16 protein-coding genes are annotated in these 16,035 nt (G+C 45.7%); 11 read left to right on the top strand and 5 right to left on the bottom strand.

Annotation, left to right across the window (positions count from 1 at the left end):
- Positions 1 to 309: 309 nt before the first annotated feature.
- From C9I89_RS19130 to C9I89_RS19110, 5 genes are all read right to left on the bottom strand, one after another.
- Positions 310 to 1,698 (bottom strand): AmpG family muropeptide MFS transporter, encoded by a 1,389-nt coding sequence (locus C9I89_RS19130; RefSeq protein WP_107284919.1) that lies wholly within the window; start codon positions 1,696 to 1,698, stop codon positions 310 to 312.
- A gap of 571 nt (positions 1,699 to 2,269) precedes the next feature.
- On the bottom strand, positions 2,270 to 2,632 hold the full coding sequence (locus C9I89_RS19125; RefSeq protein WP_107284918.1) for a hypothetical protein: 363 nt from the start codon (positions 2,630 to 2,632) through the stop codon (positions 2,270 to 2,272).
- A 42-nt stretch (positions 2,633 to 2,674) separates the two neighbouring features.
- Positions 2,675 to 3,229, bottom strand: a complete 555-nt coding sequence (locus C9I89_RS19120) for a peptidylprolyl isomerase (RefSeq protein WP_107284917.1) — start codon at positions 3,227 to 3,229, stop codon at positions 2,675 to 2,677.
- Positions 3,229 to 3,798, bottom strand: coding sequence for a YajG family lipoprotein (locus tag C9I89_RS19115; protein ID WP_107284916.1), 570 nt, complete (start codon positions 3,796 to 3,798; stop codon positions 3,229 to 3,231). Before C9I89_RS19115 ends, C9I89_RS19120 begins: the two co-directional genes overlap by 1 nt.
- Positions 3,799 to 3,824: 26 nt before the next feature.
- Complete coding sequence (locus tag C9I89_RS19110) at positions 3,825 to 4,949, bottom strand: methyltransferase (RefSeq protein WP_107284915.1); 1,125 nt, start codon at positions 4,947 to 4,949, stop codon at positions 3,825 to 3,827.
- Between the two features lie 180 nt (positions 4,950 to 5,129).
- Between C9I89_RS19110 and bolA the strand changes: the two genes are divergently transcribed.
- From bolA to dinB, 11 genes are all read left to right on the top strand, one after another.
- Complete coding sequence (gene bolA / locus C9I89_RS19105) at positions 5,130 to 5,444, top strand: transcriptional regulator BolA (RefSeq protein WP_107284914.1); 315 nt, start codon at positions 5,130 to 5,132, stop codon at positions 5,442 to 5,444.
- A 249-nt stretch (positions 5,445 to 5,693) separates the two neighbouring features.
- Positions 5,694 to 6,779, top strand: coding sequence for a TRAP transporter substrate-binding protein (locus C9I89_RS19100; RefSeq protein WP_107284913.1), 1,086 nt, complete (start codon positions 5,694 to 5,696; stop codon positions 6,777 to 6,779).
- 410 nt (positions 6,780 to 7,189) lie between these two features.
- Positions 7,190 to 8,530: a Na(+)-translocating NADH-quinone reductase subunit A gene (locus C9I89_RS22695; protein ID WP_107284976.1), complete on the top strand. Its 1,341-nt coding sequence runs from the start codon at positions 7,190 to 7,192 to the stop codon at positions 8,528 to 8,530.
- A gap of 3 nt (positions 8,531 to 8,533) precedes the next feature.
- The gene (locus tag C9I89_RS22690) at positions 8,534 to 9,778 is read left to right on the top strand and encodes an NADH:ubiquinone reductase (Na(+)-transporting) subunit B (RefSeq protein ID WP_107284912.1); all 1,245 of its coding nucleotides are present in this window, start codon (positions 8,534 to 8,536) and stop codon (positions 9,776 to 9,778) included.
- Complete coding sequence (locus C9I89_RS19085) at positions 9,768 to 10,562, top strand: Na(+)-translocating NADH-quinone reductase subunit C (protein WP_107284911.1); 795 nt, start codon at positions 9,768 to 9,770, stop codon at positions 10,560 to 10,562. The genes C9I89_RS22690 and C9I89_RS19085 overlap by 11 nt, the downstream gene beginning before the upstream one ends.
- Positions 10,555 to 11,187, top strand: coding sequence for an NADH:ubiquinone reductase (Na(+)-transporting) subunit D (locus tag C9I89_RS19080; RefSeq protein ID WP_107284910.1), 633 nt, complete (start codon positions 10,555 to 10,557; stop codon positions 11,185 to 11,187). Before C9I89_RS19085 ends, C9I89_RS19080 begins: the two co-directional genes overlap by 8 nt.
- Positions 11,188 to 11,194: 7 nt before the next feature.
- The gene (nqrE, locus tag C9I89_RS19075) at positions 11,195 to 11,791 is read left to right on the top strand and encodes an NADH:ubiquinone reductase (Na(+)-transporting) subunit E (protein ID WP_107284909.1); all 597 of its coding nucleotides are present in this window, start codon (positions 11,195 to 11,197) and stop codon (positions 11,789 to 11,791) included.
- A gap of 22 nt (positions 11,792 to 11,813) precedes the next feature.
- The gene (gene nqrF / locus C9I89_RS19070; protein ID WP_107284908.1) at positions 11,814 to 13,037 is read left to right on the top strand and encodes an NADH:ubiquinone reductase (Na(+)-transporting) subunit F; all 1,224 of its coding nucleotides are present in this window, start codon (positions 11,814 to 11,816) and stop codon (positions 13,035 to 13,037) included.
- A gap of 146 nt (positions 13,038 to 13,183) precedes the next feature.
- Positions 13,184 to 14,206 carry an FAD:protein FMN transferase gene (locus C9I89_RS19065; RefSeq protein WP_107284907.1) on the top strand — a complete coding sequence of 341 codons (1,023 nt, stop codon included), beginning with the start codon at positions 13,184 to 13,186 and terminating at the stop codon, positions 14,204 to 14,206.
- Between the two features lie 9 nt (positions 14,207 to 14,215).
- Positions 14,216 to 14,437, top strand: a complete 222-nt coding sequence (nqrM, locus tag C9I89_RS19060; RefSeq protein WP_107284906.1) for a (Na+)-NQR maturation NqrM — start codon at positions 14,216 to 14,218, stop codon at positions 14,435 to 14,437.
- Positions 14,438 to 14,709: 272 nt separating this feature from the next.
- On the top strand, positions 14,710 to 15,786 hold the full coding sequence (gene dinB, locus C9I89_RS19055) for a DNA polymerase IV (protein ID WP_281258268.1): 1,077 nt from the start codon (positions 14,710 to 14,712) through the stop codon (positions 15,784 to 15,786).
- Positions 15,787 to 16,035: the final 249 nt, after the last annotated feature.

Genomic DNA, 16,035 nt, shown 5'->3' with positions numbered 1-16,035 from the left:
CTGAATTTATGCGAGTATTCTATTGCTTTATGTCACGGTTGTGAATGTAACGATTACGCAATCCTTTGCAGGCTGTGATCACGATCGTATGTAATCGATTACAGAGTGTTTGTTTACGTGATCTGAGCCGGGTTTTTTGGCGATTTTATTGAACTTTTTCTGAACTAAGTGCGAAATGAAACGTTACATGACTTCAATTAGAGCGGGATTTAGCAATGAAAGTTGGTTGTAAAAAAAGAGGGGTATTCTGCATCAACAGAATACCCCTCAGATTTAAGCCGGAGGAAAATAACAGCGAGCAAAAAATCGCTATGAAGATAGCGATTCGCTGACGTCACCCCGATTTTCCGACTTTATTGCGACTAAGTAAATGAGCAGCAGAACAGGCAGACCTATCAGCGCGGTGGTAAAGAAGAACGTATTATACCCAAAGGTATCAACATAGACGCCAGAGAACCCGGCAATAAATTTCGGGAACAGCAGCATGATCGAGCTGAACAGGGCGTACTGAGTTGCCGAGAACGCGACGTTGGTCAAACTCGACATATAGGTAATAAATGCCGCGGTGGCAATGCCGGCACTTAAGTTGTCAGCAGAGATAACGATAGTCAGCATCGGCAGGCTATTGCCGATATAGGTAAACAGCATAAAGAGTAAATTAGTACAGGCGGCCAGAATGGCACCTAATGCCAGAATACGCAGGGTTCCCCACTTACTGACCAGAACCCCTCCCAAGCCGGCGCCAACTAATGTCATAATGACACCGTATATCTTCGAGACCGAGGCGACTTCCGTTTTACTGAAGCCCATATCGACATAAAAGGCATTGGCCATGACGCCCATCACGACATCGGAAATGCGGTAGCAACCAATGAGCGCCAAAATGAGTAACGCATTGCGACCGTAACGAGAGAAAAAATCCTTAAAAGGCATCAGAGCGGCGGTATAGAACCAAGCTGCCAGCCTTGCCTGTCGTGCACCCATGCCTTTATTGCGCAGTTGCTGGCGGTATTCACGCTCAGTATTATCAATTGCACTGCTATCTATATTGGGTTCATTAATACAGAGCGCAGTCACAATCCCAACCAGCATAAAACCCGCCATGATAAAGTAAGCGGCTTTCCAGCCAGTCACATCATAACCGGTGTCAGAGCCAAACCAGGCGGCAAAGGCAAGTGCGCCAGCGCCTGCCATGATCATCGCTAAGCGATAGCCTGTCATGTAAGCGGCAGCGAGTGCAGCCTGTAAGCGTTCGGTCGCGAGTTCAATACGATAAGCATCAATGACAATGTCCTGGGACGCAGATGCAAAGGCGACAATAACGGCAAAAATAGCCAGTTGAACAAGATCAACCTGCGGGTTACTGATTGCCATGCCACATAAAGAGAGGATGATCAGAATTTGCGAGAAAAGCATCCAGCCACGGCGGCGTCCGAATAGATGCGAAAAGATAGGAATGGGAAAACGATCAATCAGGGGTGACCATATCCACTTAAAGCCATAAGCTAATGCAACCCAACTAAAAAATCCGATATCGGTTCGACTGACTTCGGCTTCCCTAAGCCAGAATGACAGGGTACCAAAGACTAATAAGATAGGTAATCCGGAAGAAAACCCAAGGGCAAGCATGATCAGTACTTTTTTTTCTAAGTACACCCGCCACCCCTGTTTGTTATTACCCTCTATCGATTGCTCCATTATTACCTCTAAATCTTGATAGCGTCGCCGCGGTGTCCATCGATTATAAAGGTAGGTAACAGAGTCAGGTAGTTTTCTTGTCAGGTATTTAGAACTTGTACTACATCACGGCAGTTTTGGCGAGTTCAGTCATCAAACATCGTCATTCCGTAAAGTGAGGAACGAACTTATACGGAAGCTAAGGAGCAGGCGGTTAGAACTGGATCCCGGATATCTCGTTGCTCTATTCCTGGATGATATGTGAAGGGATACTAGTATCTATACACAATGAAGATAATAGATTAAAACAGTCGAAGTCCGTCATCCCAGAAACCGCCAAAAACTGAACTGCAGGCATTCTCAAAACTCACCAGGCGGTTATCAGGGATCCATCATGCACGGAAGGTTCAGTGGACTGTGGATCCCCAATAATCGCTACTGTAAATTCAATCGATAATGAAAAGATCAAGATTAAGCGATTTCGAGGATGACGACTGTTTGGCTTTTATCGGTAAAAACGATCTGTTGAACTTATCATAATTAATGAGTCTGGATCCTAGGGGCTCGCCACTCGCTCCTAGATACAGATACCTTAAGGTCTGATGCCTTGCATTTTTTTCGGGGCAGGGCCAACCCCAAGAAGAAACTGCGCGCAGCTGGTGACTTTGAACTGAACAAAGCTGTTGCCGAGCAGCTGATAGTCTTCCAGAGTTTCTAATAATTGTAATAGATACCAGTATACCGATTCATATTTACCGTTTGGTGTACCTGCCGTAACAGACAGCTTCCACCATTCATGGAAGTGTTCGGTACAGGTATGTTTAAGAGATGAACAACTCACATCGCCACTCATTGCACCTAATGCACTTAAAGCGAGCGCTGGTGCATGGTCGGCAATATGTTGGCTGACTACTTCAGGGGGAATATCTGGCTGTGATGAGATTAAAGTTAGCATAATAGTCACCTGGTCGTAAGAAAACGGCCAGGTGACGTTATCTTACTTGTTAATAATGTTTATAGCCTTAATAACTATAGGCTGCTGAGGGACATCTTTCATACCCATAGACCGTATAGTTGTTGTCGGAATAGAGGACATTTTTTCAATAATTGGAAAGCCGTTCACAACTTTTCCGAACACGGCATAACCCGGACGACTGCCTTGCGCATTCAGGAAGCTGTTATTTTCATAGTTGATGTAGAACTGACGTGTTGCGGAATCAGGATCTTGTGTGCGGGCCATTGCGACCGTTGCGCGCATATTTTCCAGCCCGTTGCCAGATTCATTTTTAATCGACTCATAAGACGGGCGGCGCTTCAGTTCCTGATCAAATCCGCCTCCCTGGGCCATAAACCCGGGGATCACACGGTGGAAAATGGTGTCGACATAGCTACCATCGTTGACGTAACGAAGAAAGTTGGCACTGGAAATCGGTGCATTTTCTTCATCCAGTTGAATGGTGAATTCACCCAGGTTGGTCGTCACCAATACCTGAGTTGCAGCGCTGACTGGCAGGGCAAACAGTAAGCACATAGCGATAAAATAGCGGCGCATTACAGGTTCTCCTGCAAGTAACGGTTTAATTCAGTATCGGCATAAATATCTTTTAGTACCGCCGTCATCAGGTTATTTATGCCCAGCTCCATGTCTTCAACAGACGCACTCATTGTGCCGGTTTTGTTGGATTTACCGGAGTAACGTTTTACAAACTTGCCATTTGGTGTCTCAACCACAAGTTGAAGCTGTAGTTTACTGCTTAGATCATGGCTCATTACACTGTGCTTCACATTGACCATCGCTTCCAGAATATCCAGGCGTACTTTGCCTTCGGCCTCTTCTGTGATGAGGTAGCCCTGCGAACGAAGCTGGCGAGACAATGCATCTTCTAATGTGACACGTAGGTTCTGGTTTGCATGTAATGGCTGTACATTTTTTCGTCCGCTATCTACTACCGCGATAAACTGTGCAGTACGCAGGTCACGGCTTTCCAGACTCATAGACTGGCCATTGACTGTCGCCTGACTCGCAATAACCGGCGTTGGGGCCAGAGACAGCTGCGGATCAGATGGTGCCGAACAAGCGGTGAGAGCCAAAACTGATGCAGCTAAAAGAAACTTCTTCATGGTTATTTCTATCCTTAACTGAGGCGTTACTTGCCTGACTGATAAACAATAAATTTGTCATTTTGCGCTATGATATCGACATTACCAAATAATCGCTTGAGTTTTTCATCGTATCCCAGCTGACGATTGCCAATCACGATTAACTGACCTTTAGGTCTCAGAACTTGCTTTGCGTCACAGAACATTTGCCAGGCAATATGATCGGTAATGGTGGTTTGCTGGTGGAACGGCGGGTTACATAGGATCAGATCGGCACTGCTATATTGAATGCTGTCTAAACAGTTAGTCACAACTGTTTTAATTTGTTCTGGTACTTTCAGGTTCAATCTGGCATTAGCTTCACATGATGCCACAGCCATGAAGCTTTCGTCGACGCAGGTGATGTTGGCTTGTGGGTTAAGTTGTGCGGCTTTAATTCCGATCACGCCATTACCACAGCCTAAATCGATAATATCAGTGTATTTTGATTTCTGAGGAATATGCTTAAGCAGTAAGCGCGCGCCAATATCTAAGCTTTCGCCAGAAAAAACATTAGCGTGGTTGGTTAATGTTATACCGTGCTCGGGTACATCCCATTTCTTCGGTGCCGGCATTGGCTGCGCAAGTGCCGGATTCGGTTTGATGAATACCAAACGTGCTTTCTTCACCGCTAAAGAGGTTCTGGTTTCGCCCAAATATTTTTCACATAACTTCAGCGTTGATGTGTGAATTTCTTTGACTTTAGCAGCACCAATCACGACGCAATCTTCTGGAAGGTGGTTACACAGTTGCTGTAACTGCCAGGAAAGCAGGCGATGGTTTTTTGGTAGTTTAATCAAAACCAATTGTGGGTCTTCAGGCAATTCAGCCAGACAATCGATAATATTGATCTGTGGAAGCTGGTTAGCTTTTAAGTTTGTAATACAACCCTGCTTTGCAACAAATGAGTCAGTAATGCTAGTCACGTTACCTTGAGTAGAAAACCAGCAACTTAGTGCACCAAAACTGTCGTTGAAGATCAGGATAGGGCGCTGAGGATCGAGTTCCATGTCGTGAGTATGGTTAATAAGATACTCATCTGCAGCATCCCATGCTTGCAGTGTTTCAATTTTACGTACCGGAAAACGTGTCAGGTTTAAGGTACGCTCGTGCAGAGTTAGCGCTGGTTTCATTACAGATAACTTTCAGGTATGTTTGCAAATTAGTGATCCATTTTCGCAGAACCACCGTGTACTGCAAACCCAATATCGGAATTTACGGCTTTTATCTGCTGTTATTTGAATCAGAGGTGATTTCAATAATCAGCTTAAGTATTCCGATGAACGTATTTAGCCGCCCCGTGAGTAAGAGTTATGATTCAGGAACGCATCAAAGAAAAATTACAGGAAGCATTATCACCAACCCATTTAGAGGTGATCAATGAAAGCTATATGCATAACGTGCCTGAAGGCTCTGAAAGCCATTTCAAAGTCATTGTGGTTAGTAAGCAGTTTGAAGGCCTGCGCTTACTTGGCCGCCACCGTGCGGTGAATGCTGCGTTGGCCCAAGAGCTTGCTAATGACATTCACGCTCTGGCGGTACATACCTACACACAAAGTGAATGGCAAAATTTATTTGGTGGAGCGCCCGTATCACCGCCCTGCCAAGGTGGTTCAAAAAGCGATTAAGCCCCCCCTCAGTTACCTTTCGTTATAAAAACCGCACTTGTTGCGGTTTTTTTCGGCGTAATATTTGAATTACAAAGCAACATTGATGTTTTGGTTGTCGTATTATGACTCGGCTTTCCTCAGGGAATAGGGGAGCAAGTAGGAATCAGAATGGCTGGCTATACTTGTGAAAAGCTTGGCGTGTTGAAATCGACTCGATGATTATCCCGAACGATATGACAGGATGCCAGAGAGTAAAAGGAGTGGTAAATGATAGACACAGGTGTTCGAGCGGTTGTTTTACTTTTGGTATCCCTGCTGATGGTTGCCTGTGGCGGGCAGGATGAAGAGAATAATGCTGAGCAAGCGGCTGTGATTGAATGGAAGCTGGTTACTTCATGGCCGAAAGGGTTTCCAGGACTTGGGGTTGCGCCTGAACGTTTCGCGGAAAAAATTAAACTGTTGAGTCAGGGGCGGTTAATAATTGAAGTGTATGGTGCTGGCGAACTGGTACCAAGCTTTGATGTGTTTAATGCCGTTTCTAAAGGAACTGCGCAGATGGGGCATTCGGCTGCCTTTTATTGGCAAAAAAAAATCCCGGCCGCCCCGTTTTTTACCTCCATTCCTTTTGGCATGACAGCACAGGAAATGAATGCCTGGCTGCATTACGGTGGCGGGCTTGAATTGTGGCAGGAATTGTATTCACCTTATGGTGTTATACCAATGGCCGGGGGGAATACTGGCGCGCAGATGGGGGGATGGTTTAATAAAGATATTAAAACTCTTGCCGACCTGAAAGGGTTAAAAATGCGATTGCCAGGCATTGGTGCAGAGGTGCTGAAGCGTGCGGGCGGGATCCCTGTAAGCTTGCCTGGCGGTGAGTTATTTACGGCATTAGAAACCGGTGCTATTGACGCGACAGAGTGGGTGGGGCCTTATAATGATCTGGCGTTTGGTTTACATAATGCAGCCAGATACTACTATTATCCGGGGTGGCAAGAGCCGAGTACGACGCTGGAATTTTTGATCAATAAGAATGCATTTCATGCGTTACCTGATGATTTAAAAAAGATTGTCGAAGTTGCTGCCCGCGCTATAAATCAAGATATGCTTGATGAATACACGATGAAAAATGTCCAGGCTCTGGATATCTTAGTCAACGAGCATAATGTGGTGCTCAGAGCTTTTCCTGAGGACGTATTAGCTCAGCTCAAGCAGCAGACATCAGATTTGATGCAAGAGATGAGTAAGGCCGACCCGTCAGTACAAAAAGTGTATGACTCTTACCGTCGTTTTTTAATCGATGTTAGGTGGTATGGGCGAGTTTCGGATAATGCCGATGTAAATATCGATTAACATCGAGACAAATCTGAAACAAATAGAATAGGGGGCTTGTTGCCCCATTGTTTTGGGTGTTTCGGTTGTATTTGTTTTTTGTTAGCAATGTTTCTTGAGTGAAAATATTTTGATAATTCATGATATTTCCACATTTGTGCGTTAAGTCAAAATTTTAAGCTAACGATCTATTGTCTTTAAGATGTTCGCTGGTTTTCGCCCCGATTAGCATGGTTTGGCATAGTAACAACGAGTACATTAATGCTAGAATATTTGCCTTAAAATTACTCGTTATCAAATATTGTGGCGAGTTAGTTAATAGGGTGTTGCGGTTTCGGTGGCGTAAAGTGGGCTGGCTTCGGATAACGGAAAGTCGGGCCTTGATTGCGCAATAGAAAATTCTTTTTCCCGTTAATGTAGTGCAAGTGCGTATGATTACAATAAAAAAAGGGCTGGATATCCCAATTTCAGGGACTCCTACCCAGGCGATAAATGATGGTAATTCCATCACACGAGTCGCCTTGCTTGGCGAAGAATATGTTGGTATGCGTCCTACAATGCATACCCGTGTTGGGGATGTAGTAAAAAAAGGTCAGGTTCTTTTTGAAGATAAGAAGAATCCTGGCGTTAAGTTTACTGCTCCAGCCAGTGGCAAGGTAACGGAAATCAACCGTGGTGCTAAGCGTGTTCTGCAATCAGTTGTGATTGATGTAGAAGGCAATGAGCAAGTCACGTTCAACCGCTATGAGGCGGATCAATTAGCACAACTAGATCGCTCTGCGATTGTTGAGCAGTTGGTTGAATCTGGTATGTGGACAGCGCTTCGTACGCGTCCATTTAGCAAGGTTGCCCCAGTCGATTCTGAAACAAAGGCAATCTTTGTAACAGCTATCGATAGCAACCCGCTGGCAGCGAATCCAGAAATGATCATTAATGAGCAAAGCGACGCTTTTGTTGCCGGTTTGACGCTACTATCGCGTCTGACTAGCGGAAAGGTTTTGGTTTGTAAATCTGGTGCGAGTCTACCTCGTAGTTCTGAAGCAAATGTTGAAGAACATGTATTTAACGGTCCACACCCTGCAGGTATCGTTGGTACTCACATTCACATGTTATTCGGTGCAAACGCTGCAAACGTTGCATGGCACATCAACTATCAAGATGTGATTGCATTCGGTCAGCTTTTCCTAACAGGTGAGCTATATACAGACCGCGTTGTAGCACTTGCCGGTCCTGTTGTGAATAAACCCCGTTTGGTTCGCACTCAGATCGGAGCTTCAATCGAGCAGTTAACCGATTCTGAAATGATGCCTGGTGAGATTCGGGTGTTGTCAGGTTCTGTTCTCAATGGTGTTCATGCGGTCGGCCCGCACGCTTATCTTGGTCGTTACCACTTGCAAGTGTCAGCGCTTCGTGAAGGCTATGAAAAAGAATTCTTAGGCTGGATTGTACCGGGTAAAAACAAGTTCTCAGTGACGCGTTCTTTCCTTAGTCACCTCTTCTCAGGTCAGTTGTTCAACATGACAACAACGATGAACGGAAGTGAGCGTGCGATGGTGCCAATTGGTAGCTATGAAAAAGTGATGCCACTGGATATTGAGCCAACACTGCTTCTTCGTGATCTGTGTGCGGGTGATAGTGATAGTGCGCAGTTGCTGGGTGCGTTAGAGCTTGATGAAGAAGATCTGGCTTTATGTACGTTTGTATGCCCAGGTAAGTATGAGTTTGGTCCACTGCTACGTGAGTGCCTGGACAAAATTGAGAAGGAAGGGTAATTCATGGGTCTCAAGAATTTACTCGAGCAGGTTGAACATCACTTTGAGCCAGGTGGTAAGCACGAGAGATGGTTTGCGCTGTATGAAGCGTTTGCAACTCTTATGTATACACCCGGAACAGTGACTCGCACAGGCTCACACGTTCGTGATAGCGTTGATTTAAAGCGCCTTATGATCATGGTGTGGTTTGCAGTATTCCCAGCAATGTTCTGGGGTATGTATAACACGGGTCACCAGGCGGTTTCTGCTCTTAACCACATGTATGTGGGTGATCAGTTGGCAGCTATTATCGGTGGCGACTGGCATTACTGGCTAACAGATATGTTAGGTGGCACTTTATCAGCCGATGCCGGCTGGGGTAGCAAAATGCTACTGGGTGCGACTTACTTCCTGCCTATCTATGCGGTTGTATTTGCAGTTGGTGGTTTCTGGGAAGTCCTTTTCTGTATGGTGCGTAAGCATGAGGTTAACGAAGGTTTCTTTGTTACTTCTATTCTTTTCGCGCTTATCGTTCCGGCAACACTACCACTTTGGCAAGCAGCACTGGGTATTACCTTTGGTGTTGTTGTCGCGAAAGAAATCTTCGGCGGTACCGGTCGTAACTTCCTTAACCCTGCACTAGCAGGCCGTGCATTCCTGTTCTTCGCATACCCAGCTCAAATCTCTGGTGATGCAGTATGGACAGCAGCAGACGGCTTTACTGGTGCGACGGCGCTAAGCCAATGGGCACAAGGTGGTGATGCGAACTTAATCAACGTAGTGACTGGCGAAGCAATCAGCTGGATGGATGCCTTTATTGGTCGTATTCCTGGTTCTATCGGTGAAGTTTCTACGCTGTTCATCATCCTTGGTGGTGCAATGATCGTGTACATGGGCATTGCTTCATGGCGCATCATCGCGGGTACCATGCTTGGCATGATCGTGACGGCAACCCTGTTTAACATTATGGGGTCTGATACCAATGCAATGTTCAGCATGCCTTGGCACTGGCACCTGGTTCTGGGTGGTTTTGCGTTCGGTATGATGTTCATGGCGACCGATCCGGTGTCTGCTGCATTTACTAACAAAGGTAAATGGTGGTACGGCGCACTCATCGGTGCAATGGCAGTAATGGTTCGTGTGGTTAACCCTGCGTACCCTGAAGGTATGATGCTGGCGATTCTATTCGCTAACCTATTCGCACCTCTATTTGACAACCTAGTGGTTCAGGGCAACATCAAGCGGAGACTAGCACGTCATGTCAAGTAATAACGATAGCATTAAGAAAACGCTGACTGTTGTTATCGCATTGAGCTTAGTGTGCTCTATCGTGGTATCAACTGCTGCGGTTGTTCTGCGTCCATTACAGCAGGCCAATGCGGTTCTTGACGTTCAGCGCAATATCCTTTCAGTTTCCGGTCTGTTACAAGACGGCACTAACGTAACGGAAGCTTACGAGCAGTTCATCGAGCCTAAACTGGTTGATCTAAACACTGGTGAATTCGTTGCACAGACCGAAGCAGGTCAAACAGCCGCTCAATACAAGCAGCGTGCTGCAGCGAAAGATCCAAGCCAGTCTATTAAGCTAGAGGCTGATAAAGATCTTGGTAAAATCATTCGCCGCGCAAATGTTGCGACTGTTTACCTGGTGAAAGACGCGAATGACAATGTTGAGAAGCTAATCTTACCGATTCATGGTAATGGTCTGTGGTCAATGATGTACGCATTCGTTGCGGTTGAAACTGACGGTAACACGGTTTCAGGCATCACTTACTACGATCAGGGTGAAACGCCTGGGCTTGGTGGTGAAGTCGAGAACCCTAACTGGCGTGCTCAGTTTGTTGGTAAGAAGTTGTTTGACGACAATAACAAACCAGCAATTCGTATTGTTAAAGGTGGCGCTCCTGCTGGCGATCTATACGGTGTAGATGGTCTATCTGGTGCAACCTTAACGGGTAATGGTGTACAACACACCTTCGACTTCTGGTTAGGTGACATGGGCTTTGGTCCTTTCCTGGCTAAGGTTCGTGAGGGAGGCCTGAATAATGGCTGATACTAAAGAAATGAAAAAGATCCTGTTTGCGCCGTTTATCGATAACAACCCGATTGCGCTTCAGGTTCTTGGTGTATGTTCTGCATTGGCAGTAACAACAAAATTAGAAACGGCGTTTGTAATGACGCTGGCAGTAATGTTTGTTACTGCATTTTCTAACCTTTTTGTATCACTGATCCGTCATCATATTCCTAACAGTGTGCGTATCATCGTGCAGATGGCAATCATTGCATCATTGGTAATTGTGGTAGACCAGGTACTGAAAGCGTATGTTTATGATATTTCTAAGCAGCTTTCTGTATTCGTTGGCCTGATCATTACTAACTGTATCGTAATGGGGCGTGCAGAAGCATATGCCATGAAGTCGGCGCCACTACCGTCATTTATCGATGGTATTGGTAACGGTCTTGGTTACGGTTTCGTACTGATTACTGTTGGCTTCTTCCGTGAACTATTGGGTTCAGGCAAGCTATTCGGTGTTGAGGTTCTGCCTCTGGTTTCTGACGGTGGCTGGTATCAGCCGAATGGTCTGATGCTATTAGCACCATCTGCTTTCTTCCTGATTGGTTTCATGATCTGGGCTATCCGGATTATCCGTCCAGAACAAGTAGAAGCGAAGGAGTAAGGGGAACATGGAACATTATCTAAGCCTTTTAGTTCGTTCGATTTTTATCGAGAACATGGCACTTTCGTTTTTCTTGGGGATGTGTACATTCCTTGCCGTATCTAAGAAAGTAAAAACCTCTTTCGGTCTGGGTGTTGCGGTAATCGTCGTACTGACGATTGCGGTTCCGGTAAACAACCTTGTTTACAATCTGCTCCTGAAAGATGGTGCTATCGTTCAAGGCGTTGACCTGAGCTTCCTGAACTTTATCACTTTCATCGGTGTTATCGCGGCACTGGTACAGATCCTGGAAATGGTTTTGGACCGATTCTTCCCGCCGCTATACAACGCGTTAGGTATTTTCCTTCCGTTGATCACAGTAAACTGTGCCATCTTCGGTGGTGTATCTTTCATGGTACAGCGTGATTACAACTTTGCTGAATCTGTTGTCTATGGCTTCGGTTCTGGTGTGGGTTGGATGCTGGCAATCGTGGCACTTGCGGGTATCCGCGAGAAGATGAAGTACTCTGATGTACCACCGGGTCTGCGTGGTCTGGGTATTACGTTCATCACTGTTGGTCTAATGGCGTTGGGCTTCATGTCCTTCTCCGGTGTACAGCTGTAATCAGGATAATAAGGAATAGTCAATGGATATTATTCTTGGCGTAGTTATGTTCACCTTGATTATCCTGGCTTTGGTTTTAGTGATCCTATTCGCTAAATCTAAGCTGGTACCATCAGGCGACATTACTATCTCAGTAAACAACGATCCGGAAAAAGCGATTACAACCGCTGCCGGTGGCAAACTGCTAAATGCCCTTTCTGCTAATGGTATCTTCGTATCATCGGCTTGTGGTGGCGGTGGTTCTTGTGGTCAGTGCCGTGTAAAAGTGAAGTCTGGCGGTGGTGATATTCTGCCGACCGAACTTGACCACGTTACTAAAGGCGAAGCGCGTGAAGGCGAACGTCTGGCTTGTCAGGTTAGCGTTAAATCCGACATGCAGATCGAACTTCCGGAAGAAATCTTCGGCGTGAAGAAGTGGGAATGTGAAGTTCTTTCGAATGATAACGAAGCAACCTTCATTAAAGAGTTGGTGCTAAAAATCCCTGAAGGCGAGGAAGTTCCTTTCCGTGCAGGTGGTTACATTCAGATTGAAGCTGAACCTCATCATATTAAATACGCTGATTTCGATGTGCCGGAAGAGTACCGCGAAGACTGGGATAAGTTTAACTTGTTCCGTTACGAGTCAATCGTGAAAGAGCATTCAATCAGGGCTTACTCTATGGCTTCATACCCAGAAGAGAAAGGCCTGATCAAACTGAATGTTCGTATTGCGACACCGCCGCCAAATAACCCTGACGTACCGCCTGGCGTGATGTCATCGTATATCTGGTCTCTTAAGCCGGGTGATAAGTGTACTATTTCTGGTCCGTTTGGTGAGTTCTTTGCTAAAGAGACGGACAACGAAATGGTCTTTATCGGTGGTGGTGCAGGTATGGCACCAATGCGATCGCATATCTTCGATCAGCTTCACCGTCTGCAGTCTACCCGTAAGATGACTTACTGGTATGGTGCCCGTTCTAAGCGTGAAATGTTCTACGTAGAAGATTTCGATAAACTAGCGGCTGAGAACGAGAACTTCGAATGGCATGTAGCATTGTCTGATCCATCTCCAGAAGATAACTGGGATGGTTATACAGGCTTCATCCATAACGTGATTTATGAGAACTACTTAAAAGATCACGAAGCACCTGAAGATTGTGAATACTACATGTGTGGTCCACCAATGATGAATGCCGCTGTTATCGGTATGCTGAAAGATCTTGGTGTTGAAGACGAAAACATCCTGTTGGATGACTTCGGTGGCTAATTAGCTTTTCACACATAATTAAAATGGCTGATCCGATAGGGTCAGCCATTTTTCGTACTGGCATCATAATAATATTCTTTCTATTGTGGTTATTGACAGACAGCTGTTTGCTAACCAGTAAAAGAGAGTCCCTCTGGAGTGGTTGAATGAAGACGTTCCTTACCCGAGCAGCCATGCTGCTTGTTATGGCGATAACACTGGCAGGCTGCGGTGATCAACGTGAGTTGATCCATTTAAGCGGCTCTACAATGGGCACCTACTATTCAGTGAAGTTGATTAAGCAGGAAGGTTTACCGAGTGCCACAGATATTCAGGCCGAGATTGATCGTCGTTTAGAGCGAGTTAACGATCAGATGTCGACCTATCGTAAGCATTCCGAGCTCAGTCAATTTAACCAGCAGACCACGAATGAACCATTCGCTGTCTCTGCAGATACCGCGAAAGTGGTGAAAGAAGCGATTCGTTTATCTAAACTTACTGGCGGCGCCTTAGATGTCACTGTTGGTCCGGTGGTGAATCTGTGGAGCTTTGGTCCGGAAGCGCGTCCCGAAGTGATCCCAACAGATGAAGAGTTAGCTGCTCGCCGTAAAATTGTCGGCATTGATCACCTGTCGGTTGATGGTAATACATTGACGAAGAATATCCCTGAGCTCTATGTAGACTTGTCGTCTATTGCGAAAGGTTTTGGTGTTGATGTTGTTGCTGACTATTTTAATGAGCTTAATGTTGTTGATTACCTGGTTGAAATTGGTGGTGAATTACGTCTGAAAGGCGTGAACCTCGAAGGTGTACCGTGGCGTATTGCGGTAGAGAAACCAACTGATGATGGTAGCCGTGCTGTGCAGGAAATCATTGAACCAGGTGACATGGCTGTGGCAACATCGGGTGATTATCGTAACTACTTCGAAGAAGACGGTGTTCGCTATTCGCACCTGATTGATCCAAAAACGTGTAAGCCGATTGCCAATCATGTCGTGTCGGTGACTGTACTGCACCCATCCAGCATGACGGCCGATGCGTTGGCGACAGCTTTCTCTGTGATGGGAGAAGAAAAAGCACTGGCGTTAGCGAAAACAGAAAAATTACCTGTTCTGTTAGTGGTAAAAACGGAACAAGGCTATAAGGAATATGCATCAGAAGCATTTTCTCCTTATCTACAAAAGAAATAGAGAGTTATCATGACAGTATATCTAACAACCTTTGCGGTCTTTCTGCTGGTTATCATCGCGATGGCAGTCGGTTATATCTTTCAGCGTAAAACAGTAAGCGGAAGTTGTGGTGGATTGGACGGCATCGGTATTGCGAAGGAATGTAATTGTCCCGAACCTTGTGATGCACGTAAAAAGCGTGAAGCACGGGCTGCAAAGCAAGCCGAGTGGAAGAAAAACCAGATCGTTTAGTCGATGACCGTTTAATGTATTGCCATTTCGTCAGCTAATAGTGTCGAAATAATCGCCCCGATTGGTCAAATAGCCTGAGTTTACTCAGGCTTTTTTATATCTTTAACTTCTCTCCGTGTCTAAAAGCATTTTAACTCTCGCTAGAATTGATCAGTTAATTAATCGATTGGGTATTAGCATTCCCTCCGGATCTCGCATCTTAAGGTCGTTTGGGTATATAATGATTACTGTATATAAAGACAGTTGTTAGGGTCTGTTTGTTGAGAGGAATTGTGCCAGATACCTACCCAGTGCAACGGAAAATAGTACACGTTGATATGGACTGTTTTTTCGCCGCGGTCGAAATGCGTGACAACCCGGAGTTGCAAAATATCCCCATCGCAATAGGCGGTCGCTCCGAGCAGCGAGGGGTTATTAGTACTTGTAATTATCTTGCCCGTAAGTATGGGGTACGCTCTGCTATGCCGACGGCTCAGGCGATGAAATTGTGTCCGCATTTAACCTTGGTGCCCGGGCGTATGGGGGTTTATAAAGAAGTATCACAGCAGATCCGCGCCATTTTTCAGCGCTATACCGATAAGATTGAACCACTGTCGCTAGACGAAGCCTACCTTGATGTCACTGAGTGTGAATTATTTCATGGCTCGGCGACTCTGATTGCACAAGACATTAGGCGAGCAATAGAAGAAGAGCTTCATCTAACGGCTTCTGCTGGTATCGCCCCGGTTAAATTTATCGCCAAAATAGCTTCGGATCTCAACAAGCCGAACGGACAATATGTGGTGACGCCTGATGATGTGGGGGCATTTGTTGCTAACCTGAAGTTAGAAAAAATACCTGGCGTTGGCAAAGTAACGATTCAGAAGCTGCATGAAAAAGGCTTGTATGTCGGCCAGGATGTACAGGCTTATGATCGTCATTTATTGCTGCAGCAGTTTGGCAAATTCGGTCAGTCGCTATGGTCGCGGTCGCATGGGATTGATGACCGCGAAGTGGTGGTTGAGCGGCAACGTAAATCGGTTGGTGTCGAGCGTACTTTTTCTCGTAATATCAGCGACTACGAGCAATGCTGGCAAATCGTGGAAGCGTTATACCCGGAACTTGAAAATCGCCTAAAGCGAGTACGTCCGATGATGAATATTGCCAAGCAAAGTATCAAAGTGAAGTTCGCCGACTTTCAGCAAACAACGGTTGAGCATAGTCTGCCATCATTAGATAAATCTCAGTTTGTTGGTTTATTAAAAGAAGCGCTCACTCGGCAAAAAGGTCGAGAGATCAGATTGATAGGTATTGGCGTCGGCTTAGATTATGGTATCAAAGCGCAACAGCTGTCGTTTGAAGGGTTTTAAAAGCGGGAAGAGCGGACCTATGGCCCTGAGGCTCTATGGAGAAGCAGTGTTGAGTAACTAGGTTCGAGTTTCGAGAAAGAGCCAAACCTTGACTTCTTTTGAGGATCAGAGAGTCTGCTTGCAGAACCATAGAACCATAGAACCATAGAACCATAGAACCATAGAACCATAGAACCATAGAACCATAGAACCATAGAACCATAGAACCATAGAACCATAGAACCATAGAACCATAGAACCATAGAACCA

Source organism: Photobacterium lipolyticum (assembly GCF_003026475.1).
GTDB lineage: Bacteria > Pseudomonadota > Gammaproteobacteria > Enterobacterales > Vibrionaceae > Photobacterium > Photobacterium lipolyticum.
Note: the sequence above shows the minus strand (reverse complement) of the source record. Positions and strands in the feature narration are given on the sequence as shown.

What these genes read in the sequence shown, in the direction of transcription:
- C9I89_RS19130 (WP_107284919.1), bottom strand. Translation starts at nt 1,698, where the DNA reads ATGGAGCAATCGATAGAGGGTAATAACAAACAGGGGTGGCGGGTGTAC.
- C9I89_RS19125 (WP_107284918.1), bottom strand. Translation starts at nt 2,632, where the DNA reads ATGCTAACTTTAATCTCATCACAGCCAGATATTCCCCCTGAAGTAGTC.
- C9I89_RS19120 (WP_107284917.1), bottom strand. Translation starts at nt 3,229, where the DNA reads ATGCGCCGCTATTTTATCGCTATGTGCTTACTGTTTGCCCTGCCAGTC.
- C9I89_RS19115 (WP_107284916.1), bottom strand. Translation starts at nt 3,798, where the DNA reads ATGAAGAAGTTTCTTTTAGCTGCATCAGTTTTGGCTCTCACCGCTTGT.
- C9I89_RS19110 (WP_107284915.1), bottom strand. Translation starts at nt 4,949, where the DNA reads ATGAAACCAGCGCTAACTCTGCACGAGCGTACCTTAAACCTGACACGT.
- bolA (WP_107284914.1), top strand. Translation starts at nt 5,130, where the DNA reads ATGATTCAGGAACGCATCAAAGAAAAATTACAGGAAGCATTATCACCA.
- C9I89_RS19100 (WP_107284913.1), top strand. Translation starts at nt 5,694, where the DNA reads ATGATAGACACAGGTGTTCGAGCGGTTGTTTTACTTTTGGTATCCCTG.
- C9I89_RS22695 (WP_107284976.1), top strand. Translation starts at nt 7,190, where the DNA reads ATGATTACAATAAAAAAAGGGCTGGATATCCCAATTTCAGGGACTCCT.
- C9I89_RS22690 (WP_107284912.1), top strand. Translation starts at nt 8,534, where the DNA reads ATGGGTCTCAAGAATTTACTCGAGCAGGTTGAACATCACTTTGAGCCA.
- C9I89_RS19085 (WP_107284911.1), top strand. Translation starts at nt 9,768, where the DNA reads ATGTCAAGTAATAACGATAGCATTAAGAAAACGCTGACTGTTGTTATC.
- C9I89_RS19080 (WP_107284910.1), top strand. Translation starts at nt 10,555, where the DNA reads ATGGCTGATACTAAAGAAATGAAAAAGATCCTGTTTGCGCCGTTTATC.
- nqrE (WP_107284909.1), top strand. Translation starts at nt 11,195, where the DNA reads ATGGAACATTATCTAAGCCTTTTAGTTCGTTCGATTTTTATCGAGAAC.
- nqrF (WP_107284908.1), top strand. Translation starts at nt 11,814, where the DNA reads ATGGATATTATTCTTGGCGTAGTTATGTTCACCTTGATTATCCTGGCT.
- C9I89_RS19065 (WP_107284907.1), top strand. Translation starts at nt 13,184, where the DNA reads ATGAAGACGTTCCTTACCCGAGCAGCCATGCTGCTTGTTATGGCGATA.
- nqrM (WP_107284906.1), top strand. Translation starts at nt 14,216, where the DNA reads ATGACAGTATATCTAACAACCTTTGCGGTCTTTCTGCTGGTTATCATC.